The organism is Mesorhizobium sp. WSM2240, assembly GCF_040438645.1.
Lineage (GTDB): Bacteria > Pseudomonadota > Alphaproteobacteria > Rhizobiales > Rhizobiaceae > Allomesorhizobium.
The window spans coordinates 4876532-4897479 of record NZ_CP159253.1; the positions used below are offsets into that span (position 1 = coordinate 4876532).

At 65.0% G+C, this 20948-nt stretch carries 22 protein-coding genes; 15 read left to right on the forward strand and 7 right to left on the reverse strand.

Annotated features, from left to right (window positions below; translation table 11 throughout):
- Positions 1-49: 49 nt before the first annotated feature.
- From ABVK50_RS24220 to ftsH, 10 genes are all read left to right on the forward strand, one after another.
- A complete protein-coding gene (locus ABVK50_RS24220; RefSeq protein WP_353644162.1) occupies positions 50-787 on the forward strand; it encodes a methyltransferase domain-containing protein in 738 nt (245 codons plus the stop codon).
- A 204-nt stretch (positions 788-991) separates the two neighbouring features.
- Positions 992-1462 (forward strand): tol-pal system-associated acyl-CoA thioesterase, encoded by a 471-nt coding sequence (ybgC, locus tag ABVK50_RS24225; RefSeq protein ID WP_353644161.1) that lies wholly within the window; start codon positions 992-994, stop codon positions 1460-1462.
- Between the two features lie 225 nt (positions 1463-1687).
- Positions 1688-2398: a protein TolQ gene (gene tolQ, locus ABVK50_RS24230; RefSeq protein ID WP_353644160.1), complete on the forward strand. Its 711-nt coding sequence runs from the start codon at positions 1688-1690 to the stop codon at positions 2396-2398.
- 13 nt (positions 2399-2411) lie between these two features.
- Positions 2412-2870, forward strand: a complete 459-nt coding sequence (gene tolR / locus ABVK50_RS24235) for a protein TolR (RefSeq protein WP_353644159.1) — start codon at positions 2412-2414, stop codon at positions 2868-2870.
- 6 nt (positions 2871-2876) lie between these two features.
- A complete protein-coding gene (locus tag ABVK50_RS24240) occupies positions 2877-3944 on the forward strand; it encodes a hypothetical protein (RefSeq protein ID WP_353644158.1) in 1068 nt (355 codons plus the stop codon).
- A 68-nt stretch (positions 3945-4012) separates the two neighbouring features.
- Positions 4013-5299: a Tol-Pal system beta propeller repeat protein TolB gene (gene tolB / locus ABVK50_RS24245; RefSeq protein WP_353645828.1), complete on the forward strand. Its 1287-nt coding sequence runs from the start codon at positions 4013-4015 to the stop codon at positions 5297-5299.
- A gap of 211 nt (positions 5300-5510) precedes the next feature.
- The gene (gene pal / locus ABVK50_RS24250) at positions 5511-6014 is read left to right on the forward strand and encodes a peptidoglycan-associated lipoprotein Pal (RefSeq protein WP_353644157.1); all 504 of its coding nucleotides are present in this window, start codon (positions 5511-5513) and stop codon (positions 6012-6014) included.
- Between the two features lie 318 nt (positions 6015-6332).
- Positions 6333-7199: a tol-pal system protein YbgF gene (ybgF, locus tag ABVK50_RS24255; RefSeq protein WP_353646975.1), complete on the forward strand. Its 867-nt coding sequence runs from the start codon at positions 6333-6335 to the stop codon at positions 7197-7199.
- A 38-nt stretch (positions 7200-7237) separates the two neighbouring features.
- A complete protein-coding gene (tilS, locus tag ABVK50_RS24260) occupies positions 7238-8545 on the forward strand; it encodes a tRNA lysidine(34) synthetase TilS (RefSeq protein WP_353644155.1) in 1308 nt (435 codons plus the stop codon).
- Positions 8546-8650: 105 nt separating this feature from the next.
- On the forward strand, positions 8651-10597 hold the full coding sequence (gene ftsH, locus ABVK50_RS24265; protein WP_353644154.1) for an ATP-dependent zinc metalloprotease FtsH: 1947 nt from the start codon (positions 8651-8653) through the stop codon (positions 10595-10597).
- Between the two features lie 136 nt (positions 10598-10733).
- Here the strand turns inward: ftsH and ABVK50_RS24270 are convergent, their stop codons facing one another.
- From ABVK50_RS24270 to tsaD, 7 genes are all read right to left on the reverse strand, one after another.
- Positions 10734-11345: a LysE family translocator gene (locus tag ABVK50_RS24270; RefSeq protein ID WP_353644153.1), complete on the reverse strand. Its 612-nt coding sequence runs from the start codon at positions 11343-11345 to the stop codon at positions 10734-10736.
- Positions 11346-11497: 152 nt separating this feature from the next.
- On the reverse strand, positions 11498-11911 hold the full coding sequence (locus ABVK50_RS24275) for a DUF1761 domain-containing protein (protein ID WP_353644152.1): 414 nt from the start codon (positions 11909-11911) through the stop codon (positions 11498-11500).
- Positions 11912-11958: 47 nt separating this feature from the next.
- Positions 11959-12615: a methyltransferase gene (locus ABVK50_RS24280; protein WP_353644151.1), complete on the reverse strand. Its 657-nt coding sequence runs from the start codon at positions 12613-12615 to the stop codon at positions 11959-11961.
- Positions 12612-13037: an EVE domain-containing protein gene (locus ABVK50_RS24285; protein ID WP_353644150.1), complete on the reverse strand. Its 426-nt coding sequence runs from the start codon at positions 13035-13037 to the stop codon at positions 12612-12614. Before ABVK50_RS24285 ends, ABVK50_RS24280 begins: the two co-directional genes overlap by 4 nt.
- Positions 13038-13069: 32 nt before the next feature.
- On the reverse strand, positions 13070-13366 hold the full coding sequence (locus ABVK50_RS24290) for a YciI-like protein (RefSeq protein WP_353644149.1): 297 nt from the start codon (positions 13364-13366) through the stop codon (positions 13070-13072).
- A gap of 18 nt (positions 13367-13384) precedes the next feature.
- The gene (locus ABVK50_RS24295) at positions 13385-14368 is read right to left on the reverse strand and encodes an NAD(P)H-dependent glycerol-3-phosphate dehydrogenase (protein WP_353644148.1); all 984 of its coding nucleotides are present in this window, start codon (positions 14366-14368) and stop codon (positions 13385-13387) included.
- Positions 14365-15471 (reverse strand): tRNA (adenosine(37)-N6)-threonylcarbamoyltransferase complex transferase subunit TsaD, encoded by a 1107-nt coding sequence (gene tsaD, locus ABVK50_RS24300; protein WP_353645827.1) that lies wholly within the window; start codon positions 15469-15471, stop codon positions 14365-14367. Before tsaD ends, ABVK50_RS24295 begins: the two co-directional genes overlap by 4 nt.
- 83 nt (positions 15472-15554) lie before the next feature.
- Here tsaD and hemC point away from each other — a divergent pair, with 83 nt between their 5' ends.
- The 5 genes from hemC to ABVK50_RS24325 all read left to right on the forward strand — a co-directional run bounded on the left by hemC (position 15555) and on the right by ABVK50_RS24325 (position 20945).
- Positions 15555-16484, forward strand: coding sequence for a hydroxymethylbilane synthase (hemC, locus tag ABVK50_RS24305; RefSeq protein WP_353644147.1), 930 nt, complete (start codon positions 15555-15557; stop codon positions 16482-16484).
- Positions 16485-17201 carry a uroporphyrinogen-III synthase gene (locus tag ABVK50_RS24310; protein ID WP_353644146.1) on the forward strand — a complete coding sequence of 239 codons (717 nt, stop codon included), beginning with the start codon at positions 16485-16487 and terminating at the stop codon, positions 17199-17201.
- 111 nt (positions 17202-17312) lie between these two features.
- Positions 17313-18758: a phage tail protein gene (locus tag ABVK50_RS24315; protein ID WP_353644145.1), complete on the forward strand. Its 1446-nt coding sequence runs from the start codon at positions 17313-17315 to the stop codon at positions 18756-18758.
- A 14-nt stretch (positions 18759-18772) separates the two neighbouring features.
- Positions 18773-20437 carry a heme biosynthesis protein HemY gene (locus ABVK50_RS24320; RefSeq protein ID WP_353644144.1) on the forward strand — a complete coding sequence of 555 codons (1665 nt, stop codon included), beginning with the start codon at positions 18773-18775 and terminating at the stop codon, positions 20435-20437.
- Between the two features lie 22 nt (positions 20438-20459).
- Positions 20460-20945, forward strand: coding sequence for a TerB family tellurite resistance protein (locus tag ABVK50_RS24325; protein ID WP_353644143.1), 486 nt, complete (start codon positions 20460-20462; stop codon positions 20943-20945).
- The last annotated feature ends 3 nt before the right edge of the window (positions 20946-20948 follow it).

Sequence of the window (20948 nt, forward strand, 5' to 3'; positions counted from 1 at the left end):
AATATTCGGTTAACTGAGTTGAATACACGCAAAAGGATAGGTGGGTGCAATGACTGTAGTTGACCGGTGGCGGCCGGAGACAGCAGCCGGGGGATATACGCGGGACGATGAAGCCGTAGAATTCTATACGCGCATCAACGCGCTCGTGAAATCAGATATGGTTGTCGTCGATCTTGGCGCAGGACGCGGCTCTCGTTACGACGGCCAGAGCGCTGAGTTCCGCCAACGGTTCTGCAATTTTCATGGCCGCGTGAAACGGGTGATCGGGCTCGATGTCGACCCGGTTGTCCTGAACCATCCGCATCTCGACGAGGCGCATGTCATCAAGCCAGGCGGCCGTCTGCCGCTGGACGATGACAGCATCGACATTATCATCTGCGAATGGGTGATCGAACATATCCAACACCCGAAGGAGTTCGCACGGGAGATCAATCGCGTTCTGAAGCCTGGCGGTTGGCTCTGTGCACTTACGCCGAACCGCCTTGGCTATGTGGGAATAGGCAATATGATCGTGCCCGAGACGGTCAAGGATCGCTTGATGCGGCTGGTATGGCCCGAGCGGCCAAAGGAAGATGCGTTTCCGACATTCTACCGCATGAACTCCCTGGACAGCATTCGCCAGGCTTTCGAAGGAAAGAACTGGTCGCATCACGGCTACATTTCCAATGGCACCCCAAAATATCACGGCGGCAAGGCGGTTGGCTTTGCCTTCATCTCGCTGCTTCAATGGATGATGCCACCCCCGATGCGCACCAATCTGATGGTGTTTTCACGAAAGCGCCCATAGCCGGCAGGCGGACGGGTTGCTGGCGCCCGCGGCAGCGATATCCAGCAGAAACCAACAGTGTTTATCCAGCGACCTGAGTCTGGATGCGAAAGCGCGATTAGCCTCAGCCAGAAGACAGTTCTTGATCGCTGCAGCCAATAATGCCATCGGGGTCATGCATTTTGCCGGATTTCACCCGTCGGTTCGGCTGGAAAGGAAAGCCTGATGGCAGAGCATGGCGAATCGGATCTGCTGATGGCCGGCCTTTCCGGCGAACTGACGCCCTCCGGCCATCGCCTGATGGCGCGGGTCTACTATGCCGACACCGACTTTTCCGGCGTCGTCTATCACGCGCGTTATCTCGAATTCTTCGAGCGCGGCCGCTCCGATTTCCTGAGGCTTGCCGGCGTCCACCACACCGAACTTGCCGGCGGCAAGCATGGCGAAAGGATCGTCTGGGTGGTGCGGCGCATGGAGATCGATTTCCGCGGCTCCGCCCGCATTGACGACATACTGACGATCGAAACGCGGGCCGAAGAGATTTCGGGCGCGCGCATCTTCATGGCGCAGCAGCTGAAGCGCGGCCAGGAGGTGCTGGTCGAAGCGAGGGTGGAAGCCGCGATCATCGGCGAGAACGGCCGGCCAAGGCGCTTTCCGCACGAATGGATCGCGGCGTTCATGCCGGGCAAGGCCTGAATCGGCCGCCTCCACTAACCCATCCTTAACCTTAACGGTCCATGAAGAGACGAGGTGAAATCGGGCGGATTTGTGCGCCTTCGTTTCACCAAACTTTGCCCTGAAAAGGCCCGCAACGGCGCATTTTCAGGGCATTCCGGAAGCTTCGTGCGAACGGACCGAACGGGATGATGCGCATTGGGCTAAGCCGCGAGCCAAGCCCCGGGTATCTAAGGAATTGTTTGTATGGAAAACCTACCTCTCGCCGAGCCGGGCGTGCAATTATCGATCTGGGCGCTGTTCTGGCAGGCCGGATGGGTCGTGAAGCTGGTGATGATCGGCCTGCTTCTGGCCTCGATCTGGACCTGGGCGATCGTGGTCGACAAGCTGATCGCCTATGCCCGCATGCGCGGCGCGCTGAACCGCTTCGAGCAGATATTCTGGTCCGGGCAGTCGCTGGAGGAGCTTTACCGGACGCTCGCCGACCGCAAGACGGTTGGCATGGGCGCGATCTTCGTGGCGGCGATGCGCGAATGGAAGAAGAGTTTCGAGAAGGGCGCGAAATCGCCGCTCGGTCTGCAGACCCGCATCGACAAGGCGATGGATTTGGCGCTGACGCGCGAAATGGAGCGGCTCGAGGGCAAGCTCGGCTTCCTCGCCACCATTGGTTCGGCGGCGCCTTTCATCGGCCTGTTCGGCACGGTTGTCGGCATCATGACCTCATTCCAGGCCATCGCCGGCTCGAAGTCGACCAATCTGGCGGTCGTCGCGCCCGGCATCGCCGAGGCGCTGCTCGCCACCGCGATCGGCCTGCTCGCCGCCATCCCTGCCGTCATCGCCTACAACAAATTGTCGTCAGACGCCGGCAAGATCGCGGTCAGGATGGAAGGCTTCGCCGACGAGTTCTCCGCCATACTCTCGCGCCAAATTGATGAAAAAGTAGCCCCCAAGGGCTGAGGACAACAAAAGCATGGGAATGTCAGCGGGACAGATGGGCGGGCGCGGGTCGCGCGGCCACAGGCGGCGAGGCCGCCATCACGGCCTTATGTCGGAAATCAACGTCACGCCTTTCGTAGACGTGATGCTGGTGCTGCTCATCATCTTCATGGTGGCGGCGCCGCTCTTGACGGTCGGCGTGCCGATCGACCTGCCGGAAACGCAGGCCAAGGCTCTGAACTCGGACACGCAACCTATCACTGTTTCGGTCAACCAGGGTGGCCAGATCTACCTTCAGGAGACTGAAATTCCTCTCGAGGAAGTGGTGCCGAAACTCGAGGCGATCGCCCAGGCCGGCTATGAGGAACGCATCTATGTGCGCGGTGACAGGACCGCCGACTACGGCACGGTGATGAAGGTGATGGCCCGCATTTCGGCGGCCGGATACCGCAATCTCGGCCTTGTGACGCTACAGGAACAGGACGGCCAGTAGACGTCGATGAAAGCCGGTCTCACCACATCGGTCGTCATGCACGCAGCCCTGCTCGGCTTCGGCCTGTTCACGCTGTCGGCGCCGAGCGCACTCGAGGTCGCCGACGTCGAGGCGCTGCCGGTCGACATCGTTCCGATCGAGGAGATCACCCAGATTCAGCAGGGCGACAAGACCGCGACCGTCAACGAAACGCCGGCGCCCTTGCCGACGAAGAAGCCGGACATCGTTCCGGACGCGCAGAAGGTCGGCGAAAATACCGTTGACACCGACAAGCCGGCCACGCCGGAGCCGAAGCCCCGGCCCGTCGAGACGGCGGCTGCGCCTCCACCCTCCCCCGAGCCCGCGCCGCGGCCTGAACCAGTGGAGCAGCCCAAGCCCGAGCCCGTGAAGAAGCCCGAGCCCAAGCCGGCCGCCGCGCCGGCGACGGAAGTCGCTCCGGCCGCCGAGCCGAAGCAGGAGGTCACGCCCGACCCGGTCGCCGAGACGATCGTGGCCGAAAAAGCCGAGGCCGAGGCGGTGAAACTCCCTGAAAACGCTCCCGCGCCCGAGGCGCGGCCGAAGCCGCCGCAGGCGCAGACCGCCAAGACGCCGGACCGCAAGGAAGCCGACAAGCCGACGCAGCAAGCGGCGGCCAGGCCGAAATCGACGGAAAAGGAATTCAACGCCGACGAGGTGGCGGCCCTCCTCAACAAGGAGAAGGCCTCCGGCGGCGGCGCCAAGCGCTCGACGCAGCAGGCCGCGCTCGGCGGCGAGAAGACCACCAGCGGCTCGAAGCTGTCGCAAAGCGAGATGGACGCATTGCGCGGCCAGGTCCAGCGCTGCTGGAACATCCCCGCCGGTGCACTCGACGGCGAGGCGCTGAAGGTCTCAGTCCAATTCAAGCTTGATCCCAGCGGCGCTCTCGAAGGCACGCCCGAGATCATCGCAGGCGGCGGCTCTTCCGGTGTCGAGCGCGCGGCCGCAGAGGCCGCCCGCCGCGCGGTGTCGCGCTGCGCTCCCTACAATCTTCCCGCCGAAAAGTACGACGCGTGGGCCGATGTCATCGTCAATTTCGATCCGAGCGAGATGTTCTGAGGCATCCGCATGCCCGATACGGACCAAAGAGGCTGAACTTCATGAAGAACTTCCTGACGACACTCCTGATGATTGGCGCTCTCGCCGCCGGCATGAGCGCGGCTGTCCTGCCGGCGCAAGCGCTGGTCGAGATCGACGTCAACAAGGGCAATGTCGAACCGCTGCCGATCGCCATCACCGACTTCCTGTCGGCCGGCTCCCTGGGCGCCGAAATCGCCGGCATCGTCGCGGCGGACCTCAAGCGCTCCGGCCTGTTCGCGCCGATCGACAAGGGCGCTTTCATCGAGAAGATATCCAACCCCGACGCAGCCCCCCGCTTTGAGGACTGGAAGGTCATCAACGCCCAGGCGCTGGTCACCGGCCGCGTCAGCGAGGAGGCCGACGGCAGGCTGCGCGCCGAGTTCCGGCTGTGGGACACGTTCGCCAGCCAGCAACTCACCGGCGAGCAGTTCTTCTCCTCCAAGGCCAATTCGCGCCGCGTCGCCCACATAATCGCAGACGCCATCTATGAGCGGCTGACTGGCGAGAAGGGTTATTTCGACACCCGCGTCGTGTTCATCGATGAATCCGGCGCCAAGAACCAGCGCCGCAAGCGCCTGGCGATCATGGACCAGGACGGCGCCGGTGTGCGCTACCTGTCGGACGGCAAGTCGATCGCGATGACGCCGCGCTTCTCGCCGACCCGCCAGGAAATCACCTATATGTCCTATGAGAGCGGCGAGCCCAAGGTCTATCTCCTGCAGATCGAGACGGGGCAGCGCGAACTCGTCGGCAATTTCCCCGGCATGACATTTGCGCCGCGCTTCTCGCCCGATGGCCAGAAGGTGGTCATGAGCCTGCTGCGCGAAGACGGCAACTCCAACATTTTTTCCATGGATCTGCGCAGCCGCACGACGACGCGACTGACCAATTCCAACGCGATCGACACTTCGCCCTCATATTCGCCGGACGGCAGCAAGGTCGTCTTCACCTCTGACCGCGGCGGCCAGCCGCAGATCTATGTGATGGGGGCCGACGGCTCCGGCCAGACCCGCATCTCCTTCGGCGGCGGGAGCTACTCGACGCCGGTGTGGTCGCCGCGCGGCGACCTCATTGCATTCACCAAGCAGTCTGGCGGACAGTTCTCGATCGGCGTGATGAAGACCGACGGTTCCGGCGAGCGCATCCTGTCGACCGGCTTCCAGCAGGAAGGCCCTACCTGGGCGCCCAACGGACGCGTCATCATGTTCTTCAAGGAGGAAGCCGGTTCGGGCGGACCGCGTCTGCACTCGATCGACCTGACCGGCCGCAACGAGCAGCCTATCCCGACGGCGAACTTCGCCTCGGACCCGGCCTGGTCGCCGCTGCTCGAATAATCCGGTCCATGGAAACGCGGCGACTTTCTGAAGCCGCCGCGTTTGCGCCGCATTTCCGCCTAGGGTGCGCGCAAACTGGAACTTGGACGGCCCGGCATTGCGGACGGCGGTGGCGGAAACCGAAAATTAACCATGTTTCTTGAACCCCGGTTAACCGCAATGTGGTTACTGGAATTTCAACGATTTTACTCAAATGCTAAGGAGAGGCGGGATGCGCCGCATCGCAAGACTTACCACGAATCCCGTAATCATCGCCATGGTGGCGGCGCTGGCGATTGCCGGCTGCGCCTCCAAGAAGACGCCTAACAGCGCAGCCGATCTCGGCCTCGGCGCGGGCGCGGCGACACCCGGCTCGACGCAGGACTTCACGGTCAATGTCGGCGACCGCATCTTCTTCGACACGGATTCCTCGGCGATCCGCGCGGACGCTCAAGGGATTCTCGCCCGGCAGGCCCAGTGGCTGAACAAATACCCGCACTACGCCATCCAGATCGAAGGCCACGCCGACGAGCGCGGCACGCGTGAATACAATCTGGCGCTCGGCGCGCGCCGGGCCGCCGCGACCCGCGACTATCTCGCCGCCCGGGGCGTCGCCGCCAACCGCATGCGCACCATCTCCTTCGGCAAGGAAAAGCCGGTCGCGGTCTGCGACGACATTTCATGCTGGTCGCAGAACCGCCGCGCAGTAACCGCGCTGAGCGGCGCCGGCAGCTGATCAACCCTGACGCAGTGGCGTTCGAAGGCGGTCCTGGCGGGCCGCCTTTTTCGTTCCCATGGCCTGCAAACAAAATTTGGCCGAAGTCCTCGCGTCCTGATAAAAGCGAAAAAGCGCTGTTCCGCGCGACGCGATATCCACACACTGCGAGAGGCATATGTATTTTCGAGCGATCCTGAGCGGCACACTCGCCGCAATCCTTCTTTCCGGGACGGCCGCATTCGCCCAGCCGAGCGAGCAAGACCGCCCCGGCATCATCGACCTGCTGCCCAAATTTGGACTTCCCGGCGTGTTCGGCGCAAAAAAGCCGACGAGACCGTGCGGTATGCTCAGGCCAGCGATCCACGCCTGGTCGCGCTGGAAGAGCAGATCCGCTCGCTGTCGGGCACGATCGAGGAGCTCAACTTCCAGATCCTGCAAATGCAGGAGCAGATGCGAAAGATGCAGGAAGACAACGAGTTCCGCTTCCAGGAACTCGAGAAGCGCTCGGACGCCAAGGGCAAATCCAACCGCACCGTCGCCGAAGCCCCGCCGCCCGCCCAGCCACAGCCGCCTGCCGGCGGCGCCGCACAGGCGCCCGGTAGCGTTGAGGAAGTCATCACCGGCGACGCGGCAACCCAGAACCCGCCCGCGCCGGGCGCGCCACCGAAGACCTTCGGCACCATTACGTTCGACGAGAACGGCAACGTCACGGGCGGCAGCGTCGGCGACCAGGCGACCCAGGGCGTGATCACGCCGCCGCCGGCGAACGGAGCCGCTCCTGCCCCCAGCGGCGAAGTGGTGGCTGCGCTGCCCGCAACCGACGATCCGGAAGAGCTCTACCGCAATTCCTACGAATTCATTTTGTCGGGCGACTACAGCACCGCGGAAGCCGGCTTCCGCGACCACATTGCGCGCTTCCCCTCCGATCCCAAGACGGCGGACTCGCATTTCTGGCTCGGGGAATCGCTGCTCGGCCAGCAGAAATACCGCGACGCAGCCGAGGTTTTCCTCTCCGCCAACAAGAGCTACCCGGATTCCAAGAAGGCCCCCGACATGCTGCTCAAGCTTGGTGTATCGCTGGTCGGCCTCAACCAGCGCGATGTCGCTTGCGCCACCTTCGCCGAAATCGGCAAGCGTTATCCCAACGTTTCCGGAGCGCTCAAGGGCCGCGTCAAGCAGGAACAGGCACTGGCCGCGTGCTGATCCTTGGAGCGTTTCACGGCCAGCTTGAAGCGCTCTAGGTGGACAGCGACCTTATCCAGCCATTTTCGAACTTCGATTTCGCCGCGCGCGACGCGATAGTCGCCGCGGTCTCAGGCGGCAGCGACTCAACCGCCCTGCTCCTGCTGATGAAAGCCTATCTCGACGCGAAGGCGCCGGCAGTGCGGCTCGTTGCGGTGACGGTCGATCACGGTTTGCGGCCGGACTCCGCTGCGGAGGCGCTGGCGGTCGCGAATTTCGCCGAAAGCCGCGGCATTTCCCACCGTACCCTTTCCTGGGAGGGATCGAAACCTTCGACCGGCCTGCCGGCGGCGGCGCGCGAGGCGCGCTACGCATTGCTGGCTGGGGCCGCGGCCGAAGAAGGCACGGACCTGATCGTCACCGGCCATACCGCCGACGACCAGGCCGAGACCGTGATGATGCGCCAGGCCCGCAGCGATGGCCGCGGCCTTGCCGGAATGGCCCCTGCCACCCTGTTCGACGGAAAGGCCTGGATCGTCAGGCCGCTGCTCGAGACCCGACGCGAGGCGCTGCGCCACTATCTGCGAGCCAATGGCGTCGCATGGGTGGAAGACCCGACCAACGTCAACCAGGCATTCGAGCGTCCGCGCGCACGGGCTCGTTTGCGGGAGCAGGCCGATGTTTCGAAGTTGCTGCTCGCCGCCCGCGATGCTGCCCGGCTACGCGAATATCTCGGGCGCGAGGCGGCCGGCCTTATTTGGGCGCATGCGCGTCACATCGCGCCGGGCCTGTTCAGGCTCGATCCGGCCTTCGCAACCGCCGAGCCTCGCGACGGCGCGGTCTATGCGCTGCGCATCCTGCTGGCCGCAATAGGCGGCGCGCCGCATCTGCCCGACGAGGCGCGCGTAGCGCGACTTTTCGACCGGCTTTCGGCAAAACCCCTTTGCGCCACATTGTCGCGGATCCTGGTCGACGCGCGCCGCAACGGCATCTTCCTGCTGCGCGAAACGCGGGGTTTGCCCGAACCGTCGCCGGTTCGTGACGGCATGATCTGGGACGGCCGCTACCGCATTTCAGGCGAGGCCGAAGGTTTGTGGATCAGCACACGAGGTCCGGACGTCAAACCGGAAATCGTAACGGAGCTTGCAGATATTCCGCCGAGCCTTGTTCGCGCAGCACTTTCCGCCGAGCCGGTATTTTCAGGCGGAGACGAGCCAGCCGCAGCCGCTGCAATTCCGCTCCTCGCGCCCTGGATGCGATTCCTGCCTTCCTTCGATCTGGAGCCGGCGCGGGCTGCAGCCGAACTGCTGGGCGCCGCGCCGCCGCCGGCCCCGCCATACGCAAAACACAATATGACCGGAGCTTAACCGAGAAGAGCGGTTCCGCTTGGCAATGCACCGCGCCCTACCTATGTTAGGGGCACAAACTCACACAGGACTTGCGCCCGTTTTCGGTCGCAAACGGGACATTCGATGAATCCGAATTATCGCAACCTCGCGCTCTGGGCGATCATCGCCGTTCTCCTGATCGCACTGTTCAATCTTTTCCAGACGCCGCAGACGCGGGGCGCGACCAGCGAGATCGCCTATTCGGAGTTCCTGACCGATCTCTCTTCCGGCCGCGTCAAGACGGTGACGATCGCCGGCGACCGCATCAGCGGCACCTATACCGACAACAATGCCGGCTTCCAGACCTATTCGCCGGGTGATCCTTCGCTGGTTTCCAAGCTCGAGCAGAAGGGCGTGACGATCAACGCGCGGCCCGAGAATGACGGTTCGGGCTCGATCTTCAGCGCGCTGATCGGCTGGCTGCCCATGCTCTTGATCCTCGGCGTGTGGATTTTCTTCATGCGCCAGATGCAGTCGGGCTCCGGACGCGCGATGGGCTTCGGCAAGTCGAAGGCCAAGCTTCTGACCGAGGCGCATGGCCGCGTCACCTTCGGCGACGTCGCCGGCGTGGACGAGGCAAAGGAAGACCTGGTCGAGATCGTCGACTATCTGCGCGACCCCCAGAAATTCCAGCGCCTCGGCGGCAAGATCCCGCGCGGCGTGCTGCTCGTCGGCCCTCCCGGCACCGGCAAGACGCTGCTTGCGCGCTCGGTGGCAGGTGAAGCCAATGTGCCGTTCTTCACCATTTCCGGTTCCGACTTCGTCGAAATGTTCGTCGGCGTCGGCGCGAGCCGCGTTCGCGACATGTTTGACCAAGCCAAGAAAAATGCGCCCTGCATCATCTTCATCGACGAAATCGACGCCGTCGGCCGCCATCGCGGCGCGGGTCTCGGCGGCGGCAATGATGAGCGCGAGCAGACGCTGAACCAGTTGCTTGTCGAGATGGACGGCTTCGAATCCAACGAGTCGATCATCCTGATCGCCGCCACCAACCGTCCCGACGTGCTCGACCCGGCGCTGCTTCGGCCCGGCCGCTTCGACCGCCAGGTCGTTGTACCGAACCCCGATATCGTCGGCCGCGAGAAGATCCTCAAGGTCCATATCCGCAACGTGCCGTTGGCTCCGAATGTCGACCTCAAGGTCATCGCTCGCGGTACGCCGGGCTTCTCCGGCGCCGACCTGATGAACCTGGTCAACGAAGCCGCCCTGATGGCGGCGCGCCGCAACAAGCGCCTGGTCACCATGGCCGAGTTCGAGGACGCCAAGGACAAGATCATGATGGGCGCGGAGCGGCGCTCTTCGGCCATGACCCAGGCCGAGAAGGAGCTGACCGCCTATCATGAGGCCGGTCACGCGATCCTGGCGCTCAACGTGCCCTCGGCCGACCCGTTGCACAAGGCGACCATCATCCCGCGCGGCCGCGCGCTAGGCATGGTCATGCAACTGCCGGAAGGCGACCGTTATTCGATGAGCTACAAATACATGATCTCCAGGCTGGCGATCATGATGGGCGGCCGCGTCGCCGAAGAGTTCAAGTTCGGCAAGGAGAACATCACCTCCGGCGCATCCTCGGACATCGAGCAGGCGACGAAGCTGGCGCGCGCCATGGTCACGCGCTGGGGCTTCTCCGACAAGCTCGGCCATGTCGCCTATGGCGAAAACCAGGAGGAAGTCTTCCTCGGCCATTCGGTGGCGCGCACGCAGAACGTCTCGGAAGAAACCGCGCAGATCATCGACGCCGAAGTGCGCCGGCTGATCGACGAGGCCTATTCAACCGCAAAGGCCGTGCTGACAAAGAAGAAGAAGGACTGGATCGCGCTGGCGCAGGGCCTGCTCGAATACGAGACCCTCTCCGGCGAGGAGATCAAGCAGCTTCTGGCCGGGCACAAGCCCGCGCGCGATATGGGCGACGACACGCCGACGAGCAGAGGCTCGGCCGTGCCGAAGGCCGGTGCGACGGGCGGCGGCCGCCGCAAGAAGAGCGGCGGCGAAGAGCCCGAAGGCGGCATGGAACCTCAACCGCAGGGGTGAAAGCCCGTTTCGAACGAAGCAAGAAGTCATGATGCCGATGGCATCATGACAGGCCTGCAAACGCCGGGATGCTGCGAAGCAGCGGGACCCGGCAGGCGAGCGACGAGCGAAGCCTGACGAATTGCCCGCGCGGCGCTCAGCGCGCCGCGATTGCCGCCGCCGCCCCCGCCATCGTCGTCGCGCTGATCCGGTTGGCGATCTTCATGGCGCGCCGGCTCTTCAACAGCTTGCGCGCTTGCGCGGCCGCGATTACCCAGCCGACATCGATGGCGATCAGCACCACGGCCATGGTCAGGGTCAGTTCCAGCCAGCCGAGCATCGACACCGAGGCGAGGTCGATGATGGTCGGCAGCAGCGCCAGGTAGAACATCATGATCTTGGGATTGCCGAGCGTCACCGCCATACCGGCCAGGAACAGTTTTGCCGGGGAATCCTCGCGCGGCATCGAACCGTCGCGGACCTCGACCGGCGCCGTCCACATCTTCCAGGCGAGATAGGCGAGATAGGCGACACCGAGATACTTCACGACCACGAAGGCCAGATGGAAGGTCTGCGCCACGAATGCCAGGCCGAATACCGCCAGCGAGAGCCAGATCGCCTCGCCGATCCACATGGCGGCCAGGAACGGCAGCACATCGCGAAAACCCTTGGAGATTACCCGTGCGACCAACGCGGCTATGCTCGGTCCCGGCGATCCTGCGGCGACGAACAGCGCACCCGCGAAGATCAGCAGCGATGTCGGTTCCATGGCAATCCCTCCTCCCAGGCGGCGGTCGACGCGGCAGCATATTGCAACCGTAAAGCCGCGCAAGCCCGCCGCCACAACTCGCACGGATTGGCCTGCATCCTGGCATGCTCCCCGGAAGCGCAGCTTTTCGGGACGAATCCGGCCGACAGCAATCAGACGCCGAACCAGCCGATCACGCCGCCCATGATCAGGGCGACGCCCAGCCAATGCCCGGCGTCAATGATGGTCAGATCCCAGCCGTAGCCCTCGTAACGCTGGTTCACCGCGGTCGAGGTCGCGAGAAAGCCGAGCCAGAGGAAGAAGCCGGAGACGACGCCGTTCCACAAGGTGACCCGACCAGTACCGAGATGGCCGATCACGCCGGCCATTACCCACGCCATCACCAGTTCGCAGACGAAGCTCGTGACCAGCAGCGGCGCCAGCGGCGGCGCCGATTTCGACGAGGGGTCGAGGCGCGCCGCCTTGATCCAGGGCTTCGACAGCACGCTGTACCATGCCGCCCCGAAGCCGAAGGCGGCAATGGCGGCGACGACGATTGCGAGATAATTCATGCCGGCGAAATTCATGGCGACTCCCCTTTTCGCCCGGATTCAACGCCCGTGCAGCGCAACCGTCAAGCGAAGTGCCAGACCGTGGTCTTCTTCACGTCCGCATCCTCCAGCGCCCGCGTCACCGGAACCTCATAGACGGCGAGCGCCTGCATTCTGTCCTTCGGCAAATAGGAGCGGCCGGGATCGCCGATGAGGATCTCAGCGCCGCGCTCGCGCAGGCTCGAGAACCAGGGGATGAGCCGTTCGGCGAAGGGCCTGTCGTAGAAGACGTCGCCGGCCAGGACGACGTCCCAGCCGCCGCCCGTGCCGACGACATCCGAGCCGGTAAATTCAATGACGATGCCATTGGCGCGGGCGTTGAGACGGATTGCGGCCTCGCAGAACGGGTCGATATCGGCCGCCAGAATATCGCGAGCACCGGCCATATGCGCCGCGATCGCGACCAGCCCCGAGCCGGAGGCGAAATCCAGCACGCGCCTGCCGCGCACCGTTTCGGGATGGTCGAGGATATAGCGGGCCAGCCCCTGCCCGCCCGCCCAGGCAAAGGCCCAGAACGGCGGCGGCAGGCCGATCGCGGCCAGCTCGTCCTCGGTTTTCAGCCAGAGGTCGTGCGCTTCGTCCGCGAGATGCAGCTTGATTTCGGGAACGTGGGGCGGCGGCATCAGGGAAGTGTTGGCGAGAACGAAGCTCTCGGCCTCCGCCGGCGCCAGGCTGTTCACGGCGCCGGAACAAGGCCGCCCGTGCGGCAGACTTCCTTCCATTCCTCCGGCGTGACCGGCTGGACCGACAAGCGGGAATTCACCACCAGCACCATCTTAGACAGCTTCTCGTTGGCCTTGATCTGGTCGAGTGTCGGCGGGTTGGGAACATCCCTAACCGCCCGCACGTCGACGCATTCCCAGCGCGGATCGTCGGTGGTGGTGTCGTGATGGGCCAGCCCGCAGACTTCGACGATGCCGACCACATTCAGCCCTTCATTGGAGTGGTAGAAGAAGCCGAGATCGCCGATCTGCATGGCCCGCATATTGTTGCGGGCCTGGTAGTTGCGCACGCCGTCCCATTGCGTGCCGACCTCGCCCTTGGCCTTCAGCATGTCGAAGGAAAAGGTCGAAGGTTCCGATTTGAAAAGCCAGTAATTCATGTCTGCGATCCCTCTTCTCGCCTCATTGCGTACTACGCATTCGCCGGATTGTTGAAAACCCAGTTCCAGGGCTGGATGTCGACTGCCGCAAACAGCCCGGCCACCGCGTATGGGTCGGCAGCGGCGATTGCGCGCGCCGCATCCCTGTCCGCCGCCTCGATCACCACCAGGCTGCCGCAGGGCTTGCCGTCGTCATCCAGGAACGGTCCGGCGAATTTCAGCGTACCTTCGGCGTTGAGCCCGTTCAGGAACGCGACATGGTCCGGTCGGTTGTCGAGCCTGACCTGCAAATGGCCCGGCTTGTCACGGCAGATGAACGCAAACAGCATCGTTTCTCCTCGAAAATCCTATTCGGCCTCGGTTCGCAGCGGCCGTGACATCAGCGCCGTTACCGCTTCCCTGATGGTGATGGCGCGCTCCAAAATCTGGGCCGTCGCGCCGATGATCGGGGCGTCGATGCCGCGATCGCGGGCGATGCGGGCGGCGATCGAAGCGGTGGCGACGCCCTCGGCGAGCGGTTGTCCGGACAAATCCGAGCCGCGGCCCAGCGCCAGCCCATAGCCATAATTGCGCGACTGCGCCGACGAGCAGGTCAAAAGCAGGTCGCCGAGGCCGGAAAGCCCCATCAGCGTCTCCGGGCGGGCGCCGAAGGCTGCACCGACGCGACGCAATTCGACGAAGCCGCGCGTGACCATCGCGGCTTGCGCGCTCGCGCCGAGACCGGCGCCGGTGATCGCACCGGCGGCAATCGCGAAGACATTCTTCAAGGCGCCGCCGATTTCGACGCCGATCAGATCGTCGGTCGAATAGCAGCGCAAATTGGCGGCGGAGAAGCGCAATGCGAGCGTGGCCGCCAGCGCCTCGTCGCGGGCCGCCACGACCACGGCCGTTGGCAGGCCCTTCGCGACGTCCGAGGCAAAACTCGGCCCGGAAAGCGCTGCCACCGGGTTGGTCGGCATGATTTCGCCGGCGATGGCCGACAGCAGAGCGCCGGTTTCGCGCTCGATGCCTTTGGCGCAGAGAACAACGGGGATGTTTGCGGGCATCCAGCCTTGGGCCTGGCTCAACACTTCCCGCAGCGACTGCGCCGGAGTGACGGCCAGAACGCAGTCGGCGCGATCCAAGGCCGCCTGCATGTCCGTCGTCGCTTCGATGCCCTTGCCGAATTTGATGCCGGGCAGATAGCGCGGGTTTTCCCCGCCCGAGATCGCGGCGGCGATTTCCGCATCGCGGGCCCACAGCCGGGGCTTGTGCCCGGCGCGCAGCATGGAAAGGGCAAGAGCGGCGCCCCAGGCGCCGCCGCCTAGCACGGTGACCGTATAGCTGCTCATGCCTTGGCCCCCCGCCTTCCAGAACCGACAACGGGCGCCGAGATGCTGTCGAGCGGCCAGCGGGAGCGCGGAACGAAATCCATGGCTTCCGGATCGGTCATGCCTGCCCGCAAGCGTTCTATGCCGGCCCAGGCAACCATCGCCGCGTTGTCGGTACAGAGTATGTGCGGCGGCGCGACGAAGCGGAAGCCATATTCGCCGCAGAGCGTCTCCAGCGTCCCCTTGATCTGCCGATTGGCCGCAACGCCGCCCGCCACGACCAGCGCCGGGGCGGCGATGTCGGGAAATTCGCTGCGGAAGCGCGACAGAGCGCGCGAAACGCGGTCGCCCAGCGCGTCGGAAACGGCGAGTTGGAAGGAGGCGCAGATGTCGGCGACATCCTTGTCCGACAGCGGCGAGATTTCCGTGGCCGCCTGGCGCACCGCCGTCTTCAGCCCTGAGAAGGAGAAGTCGGGGCGCTGCTCGCCTTTCATCGGGCGCGGGAAGAGGAACCGGGACGGATCGCCGCGCGACGCGGCGATCTCGACATTTGGCCCGCCGGGATAGGGCAGGCCTAGCATCTTCGCGGTCTTGTCGAACGCCTCGCCCAGCGCGTCGTCGATTGTCGTCGCCCAGCGCTGGTAATCGCCGACGCCGCGGACGAGTACGATCTGCGTGTGGCCCCCAGAGACCAGCAGCAGCAAATAGGGGAAGGCAAGACCATCGGTCAGCCGGGCGGTCAGCGCATGGCCTTCGAGATGGTTGATCGCGATCAGCGGCTTGCCGGAAGACATGGCAATCGCCTTGGCAGTCATCAGGCCGACGATCAGTCCGCCAACGAGGCCGGGACCGGCCGTCGCCGCGATGGCGTCTATCTCGGAGAGATCGGTCCTGGAATCGACCAGCGCCGCCTCGATGATGCCGTCAAGCGCTTCGACGTGGGCGCGCGCCGCGATCTCGGGCACCACGCCGCCGAAGGCCGCGTGCTCCTCGATCTGGCTGAGCACAATGTTGGACAGAATTTCCGGGGCGCGACCGACCTCCAGCCCAACGACGCTGGCCGCGGTTTCATCGCAGCTCGTCTCGATGCCCAGTACCCGGAATGATTTGTCGCGCTGCATCATGATTGCCGGAGCGCCCATTCCCCGATAGGAGATCGTTGGGCAGATAACCCTGTTCGCGGGGTGGGTATCACGGACCGCGCGCCATGCAAACAACAGCCTTCAAAATCGGGACACGCGGCAGCCCGCTTGCGCTCGCGCAGGCGCTGGAAACGCGCGACCGGCTGAGGGCGGCGCATGGCTTGCCGGAGGACGCCTTCGCGATCGAAGTGATTTCGACCAGCGGCGACCGCATCCAGGACCGACCGCTTTCGGAAGTCGGCGGCAAGGGGCTTTTCACCAAGGAAATCGAGGAGGCACTGCTTTCCGGCCGTATCGACATCGCCGTGCATTCGTCGAAGGACATGGCGACCGTATTGCCGGACGGACTGGAGCTTTCGGCTTTCCTGCCGCGCGAAGATCCGCGCGACGCCTTCATCGGCAAGACAGCGCCCTCCATAGCTGAACTGCCGCACGGCGCGACCGTGGGCTCGTCGTCGCTGCGCCGGCAGGCGCTGATCCTGCGCATGCGCCCGGATCTGAAGGTGGTGATGTTCCGCGGCAACGTGCAGACGCGCCTGCGCAAGCTCGAAGAGGGCATCGCCAACGGAACAATCCTGGCCAATGCCGGCCTGCGGCGGCTCGGGCTGGAACATGTCGCAACACACCTGATGCCACTGGATGCGTTTCCGCCAGCCCCGGGACAGGGCGCCATCTGCATCGAAAGCCGCATCGCCGATGAACGGGCGGCATCTCTCGTCGACGCGATCGACCACCGGCCGACCGCACAAGCCCTGGCCTGCGAAAGGGCCTTCCTGGCGGTCCTCGATGGGTCGTGCCGCACGCCGATAGCCGGCCACGCGGTGGTGGAAGGCGAAAACCTCTCCTTCACCGGCCTGATCCTGACGCCGGACGGACGCGAAGCGCACGAGGTTTCCGGCTCCGGCCGCGCCGAGGATGCGGCCGCGATCGGCCGCGCCGCCGGGCAGGAGGTCAGGTCAAAGGCCGGGACGCGGTTTTTCGAAGGCTGGGCCTGAATGCCCCGCCGCGTTCTGGTGACCCGCCCGGAACCCGGCGCGTCGCAAACGGCAAAACGGCTGCAAGCCGCCGGATTTTCGCCGCTGGTGTTGCCGCTGTCGGAAACCCGCGCCCTGCCGGTCGATTCGGTTCCCGAGATATTCGATGCGGTAGCGGTGACGAGCGCCAACGCCATCCGCCACGCATCGCGGGCACTTCTCGACCGGCTTGCCGGCAGCCGCTGTTATGCGGTGGGGCAAAAGACGGCGGCGGCGGCCCTCCAGGCCGGGTTTGCCGATATCGTGACCGGGCCCGGCGACGCCGATGCGCTGGCGAACGCCATCATTTCAGCCGAGAAACCCGGTGCCGCGATCCTTTACCTCTGCGGACGCGTCCGCATGGCGGCTTTCGAGGAAAAGCTCCGCGCCGCAGGCATCAATGTGCGTCCGGTCGAAAGCTACCATACCGTCGCGATAAACCACGAGACGGGCCTCGTCCGCCGCTTGCTGGACGAGCAGCCGGTCGATGCCGTGCTGCTTTATTCCGCCAAGGCCGCTGGCGCTTTTGTAAACATTGCAAGCCGGCCGGAACTCGCGCCCCTGTTCGCGGGCGCCGGCCTTTACTGCCTTTCGCCACGCGTCGCTTCGGCGCTCGCCGGGCGAGATGGCGTGCAAATTCATGTCGCGGCGGAACCGAACGAGGAGGCGCTGCTTTTGCTTCTCAAAAATGCCCGCTGAACCGCGCCATCACGCCGCCCCTTTTCAGCCGATGCTGGTGTGATAGTTAGTTGTCCGATACACCGTCCCCGCATTCCCGGGATCGAAATTACAAGAATTGCGGAGGCCGCCATGGTCAAGACGCCGAAGACGCGGCATTCCAAGCCGCAGCGCGAGCGGGTGACGATAGAGCTGGAACCGGACGCGGTTTCGCGTGTCGAAGAGACCGACGAAGACGTAGACGGCGGTCAGCCGCCGGAGCCGCAGCCGGCGGCGGAATTCGTCGAGGCAGAGAAGGAAGGCGTTAGCGAGCCCGCCGCCGAATCGGCCGATGAACCCGCGACCGCCGCCGAGCCGGCTGAAGCGGCCGGCGAACGCGAACCCGCTGCAGATTCCGAAACGGAAGCGCCTCGCCCCTACGGCTACGGCTTCGAGGCCGAGGAAACGCCGCGGCGCGAAAGGCCGGAAGAGCTGGATGCAGGCGCAGTTGCGGCGCCTGAGCAGCCTGCTATTGTATCGGCTCCGAAACGAAATGGCCTGGCGCCCGTGGCAGCCGGACTGATCGGCGCGGTTCTGGCGCTGATCGGGGCGGGCGGGCTGCAATATGCCGGCGTGCTTGGAAGTCCCGGAGCGGCAAGCGGCGCTCCCGCACTCGACGGCGTCCAGTCGGAAATCGCGTCGCTGCAGCAGGAAGTGGCGGCGCTGAAGCAGGATACAGCCGCTCCGGATGCCGATATTGCGGGACAGGTCGACGGCCTCTCGGCTTCGCTGGATCAGGTGAGGGCGGATGTGGCGGCCCTGCAGCAAGCCGTCGGCTCCGGCAGTGGCGGCGACAATGCCGGGCTGCAGGCGCTGGACAACCGGGTCAAGGAGATCGAAACGGCGATCGCCAGCCTCGGTCAGACCGGCGCTCAGGCCCCGGCGGCCGAGATCGCTGCCCTCGGAGATCGCATCGCCGGCCTCGAGACGCTGGTCAAATCGGCGGGAGAGAAGGCGACGGCAGATGAAGGTCGGCTTGCCACCCTGGAAGAGAACGTGGCGGCGCTTTCGGGAAAGATCGACGCTCAGGCGGCGCAGCCCAAAATCGCCATGGCGATAGCGACGTCAGCGCTCAAGGCCGCTGTCGATCGCGGCGCGCCTTTCCTGGCCGAGTTGGAGACCTTTGCGGCCATCGCGCCCGATGCGCCCGAGATTCCTGAGCTGCGCGCCTATGCTGAAAAGGGCGTTGCCTCGCGCGAAGACATTCTTGCCGAGACCGATGAAGCGGCCAAGACAATGATCGCCGCCGAGCGCACCGTCGACACCAATGCCGGCTTTTTTGAGCGGCTACTCCACAGCGCCGAATCGCTGGTCACGGTCCGGCCGATCGGAGCGGTCGAGGGCGAAGGCGTGCCGGAAACGGTTGCCCGCATGGAAGTGGCGCTGAATGCCGGCGATTATGCTGCTGCAATCGCCGAATACGAGAAACTGCCCGAAAACGTCCAGGCGGCGGCGGGCGTATTCATCGAAAAGGTCCGCAACCGCCTCGCCGTCGAGCGACTTCTGGATCAGGCAGTCGCCGGTGCGATGAAGGCGTGAGCAGGACTATTTAGATGATACGCATCCTTTTCTTCCTCCTCATCGTCTTCGCGCTCGGCCTCGGCTTCGCCTGGCTCGCCGACCGGCCGGGCGACATGGTGGTGACTTTCAGCGGCTATCAATATCAGGTGAGCCTGATGGTGGCGGCGGTCGCCGTCACTGCGGTAGTCGCGACGGTTATGATCGTCTGGTGGCTCACCAAGGCGATCTGGAACAGCCCCTATACCGTGGCGCGTTATTTCCGGGTGCGCCGTCGTGACCGCGGCTACCAGGCGCTGTCGACCGGCATGATCGCTGCCGGAGCCGGCGATGCCGGGCTGGCCCGCAAGATGAACAATCAGGCGGCGAAGCTGATCCGCTCCGACCAGGAGCCGCTCATCCAGTTGCTCGACGCCCAGTCGTCGCTGCTCGAAGGCGACCATGACGGCGCGCGGCAGAAATTCGAGGCGATGCTTGACGACCCCGAAATGCGGCTGCTGGGCCTGCGCGGACTCTATCTCGAAGCCGAACGGCTCGGCGAAAAATCCGCGGCGCGGCATTATGCCGGGCGCGCCGCCGACCTTGCCCCGCAACTTGGATGGGCAGCCGAATCGACGATGGAGGAGAAGGTCGAGCGCGGCGATTGGGATGGTGCGCTCAAACTGGTCGACGCGCAGAAATCCAGCCGCCAGATCGAGCGCGACGCCGCCAATCGCCGCCGCTCCGTGCTGTTGACCGCCAAGGCGATGGCGCTCCTCGATACCGACCTGCCGGCCGCGCGCGCCGCCGCCGTGGAGGCCAACCGGCTGCGCCAAGATTTCGCGCCGGCGGCAGTGATAGCCGCCAAGACGCTGTTCAGGCAGAACGACATCCGCAAGGGCGCCAAGATCCTGGAAGCCGCATGGAAGGCCGAACCCCACCCCGAAATCGCCGACCTCTATGTCCACGCTCGCCCGGGCGACGCCACCCATGACCGGCTGGCGCGAGCGAAAAAGCTGCAGTCGCTGAAGCAGAACCACCCCGAATCCTCGCTGGCCGTGGCGCGCGCCGCCTTCGATGCCGGCGAGTACCGGCTAGCGCGGGAGGAGGCGGAGGCCGCCATCCGCATGCAGCCGCGCGAAGGCGCCTACCTGCTTTTGGCCGACATCGAGGAGACAGAGACCGGCGATCAGGGCAAGGTGCGGCAGCTCCTGTCGAAGGCCATGCGCGCGCCGCGCGACCCTGCCTGGGTCGCCGACGGCTACGTTTCCGAGCGCTGGGAGCCGGCCTCGCCTGTGACCGGCAGGCTCGACGCCTTCGAGTGGCGCGCGCCGATGGAGCGGCTCGGCCAGCTGATCGAACAGGATCAGGAGCATCCGTCGCTGCAGGTCGAGAAACCGGCACTTGTGGCGCCGGTCGAAAGCCCGGTGCAAAAGCCCGCTCATGTCGAGGAGACGGCGCCTGTGGTGGAGCCGGCTGTGCCGGTCGAACCGGCGACAGTTGCACCTGAAGGGAACGGAGCGGAGGCGCCTGCGCCGATCGCGGCTCCGCCACCGGCTCCGGCCAATGACGCTGACCGCGAGCCCAAGCGATCTGCGATCCCGGCAGTGCCCGATGTCGGTGCCCAAGGCGAGGTGTTGACACCTCCCATCCCGGACGATCCGGGCGTCGATCCCGATGAAGCCGCCGAAACCGAACCGCGCCGGTTCCGGCTGTTTTGAATTCGATCTGGTGAGGCAACCCATGTTTGAACGTCTCGTTTCCTTCCTGAAGAAGCTGCCGCCCGGAGAGCCGGGATCGCGGCTCGAGCGCGAGGACGATCCACGCGTGGCGGCCGCGGCCCTGATGTTCCATGTGATCAATGCGGACGGCGTGCGCCACGATGTCGAGTGGGAGCGGCTCAAGGAGGTGCTCTCGGAGAGCTACGGCGTGAGCGGCGACGAGCTTGAGAGCCTGATCACAGCCGGCGAGAAAGCCGACAACGAGGCGATCGACCTCTTCGCCTTCACCAGCGTCCTGAAGCGGCACCTCGACGAAGAGGCCCGCATCGAGTTCATCCGGGCGATGTGGGAGGTCGTCTATGCCGACGGTATGCTGCACGAGCTCGAAGACAACATATTGTGGCGCGTTGCCGAGCTGATCGGCGTCGACCGGCGCGAGCGGGTGCTGGCGCGCCAGGAGGCTGCGCGCAACGCGCCAGGCGCGATCGGCGAATCGGCGGACGAGTAGCAT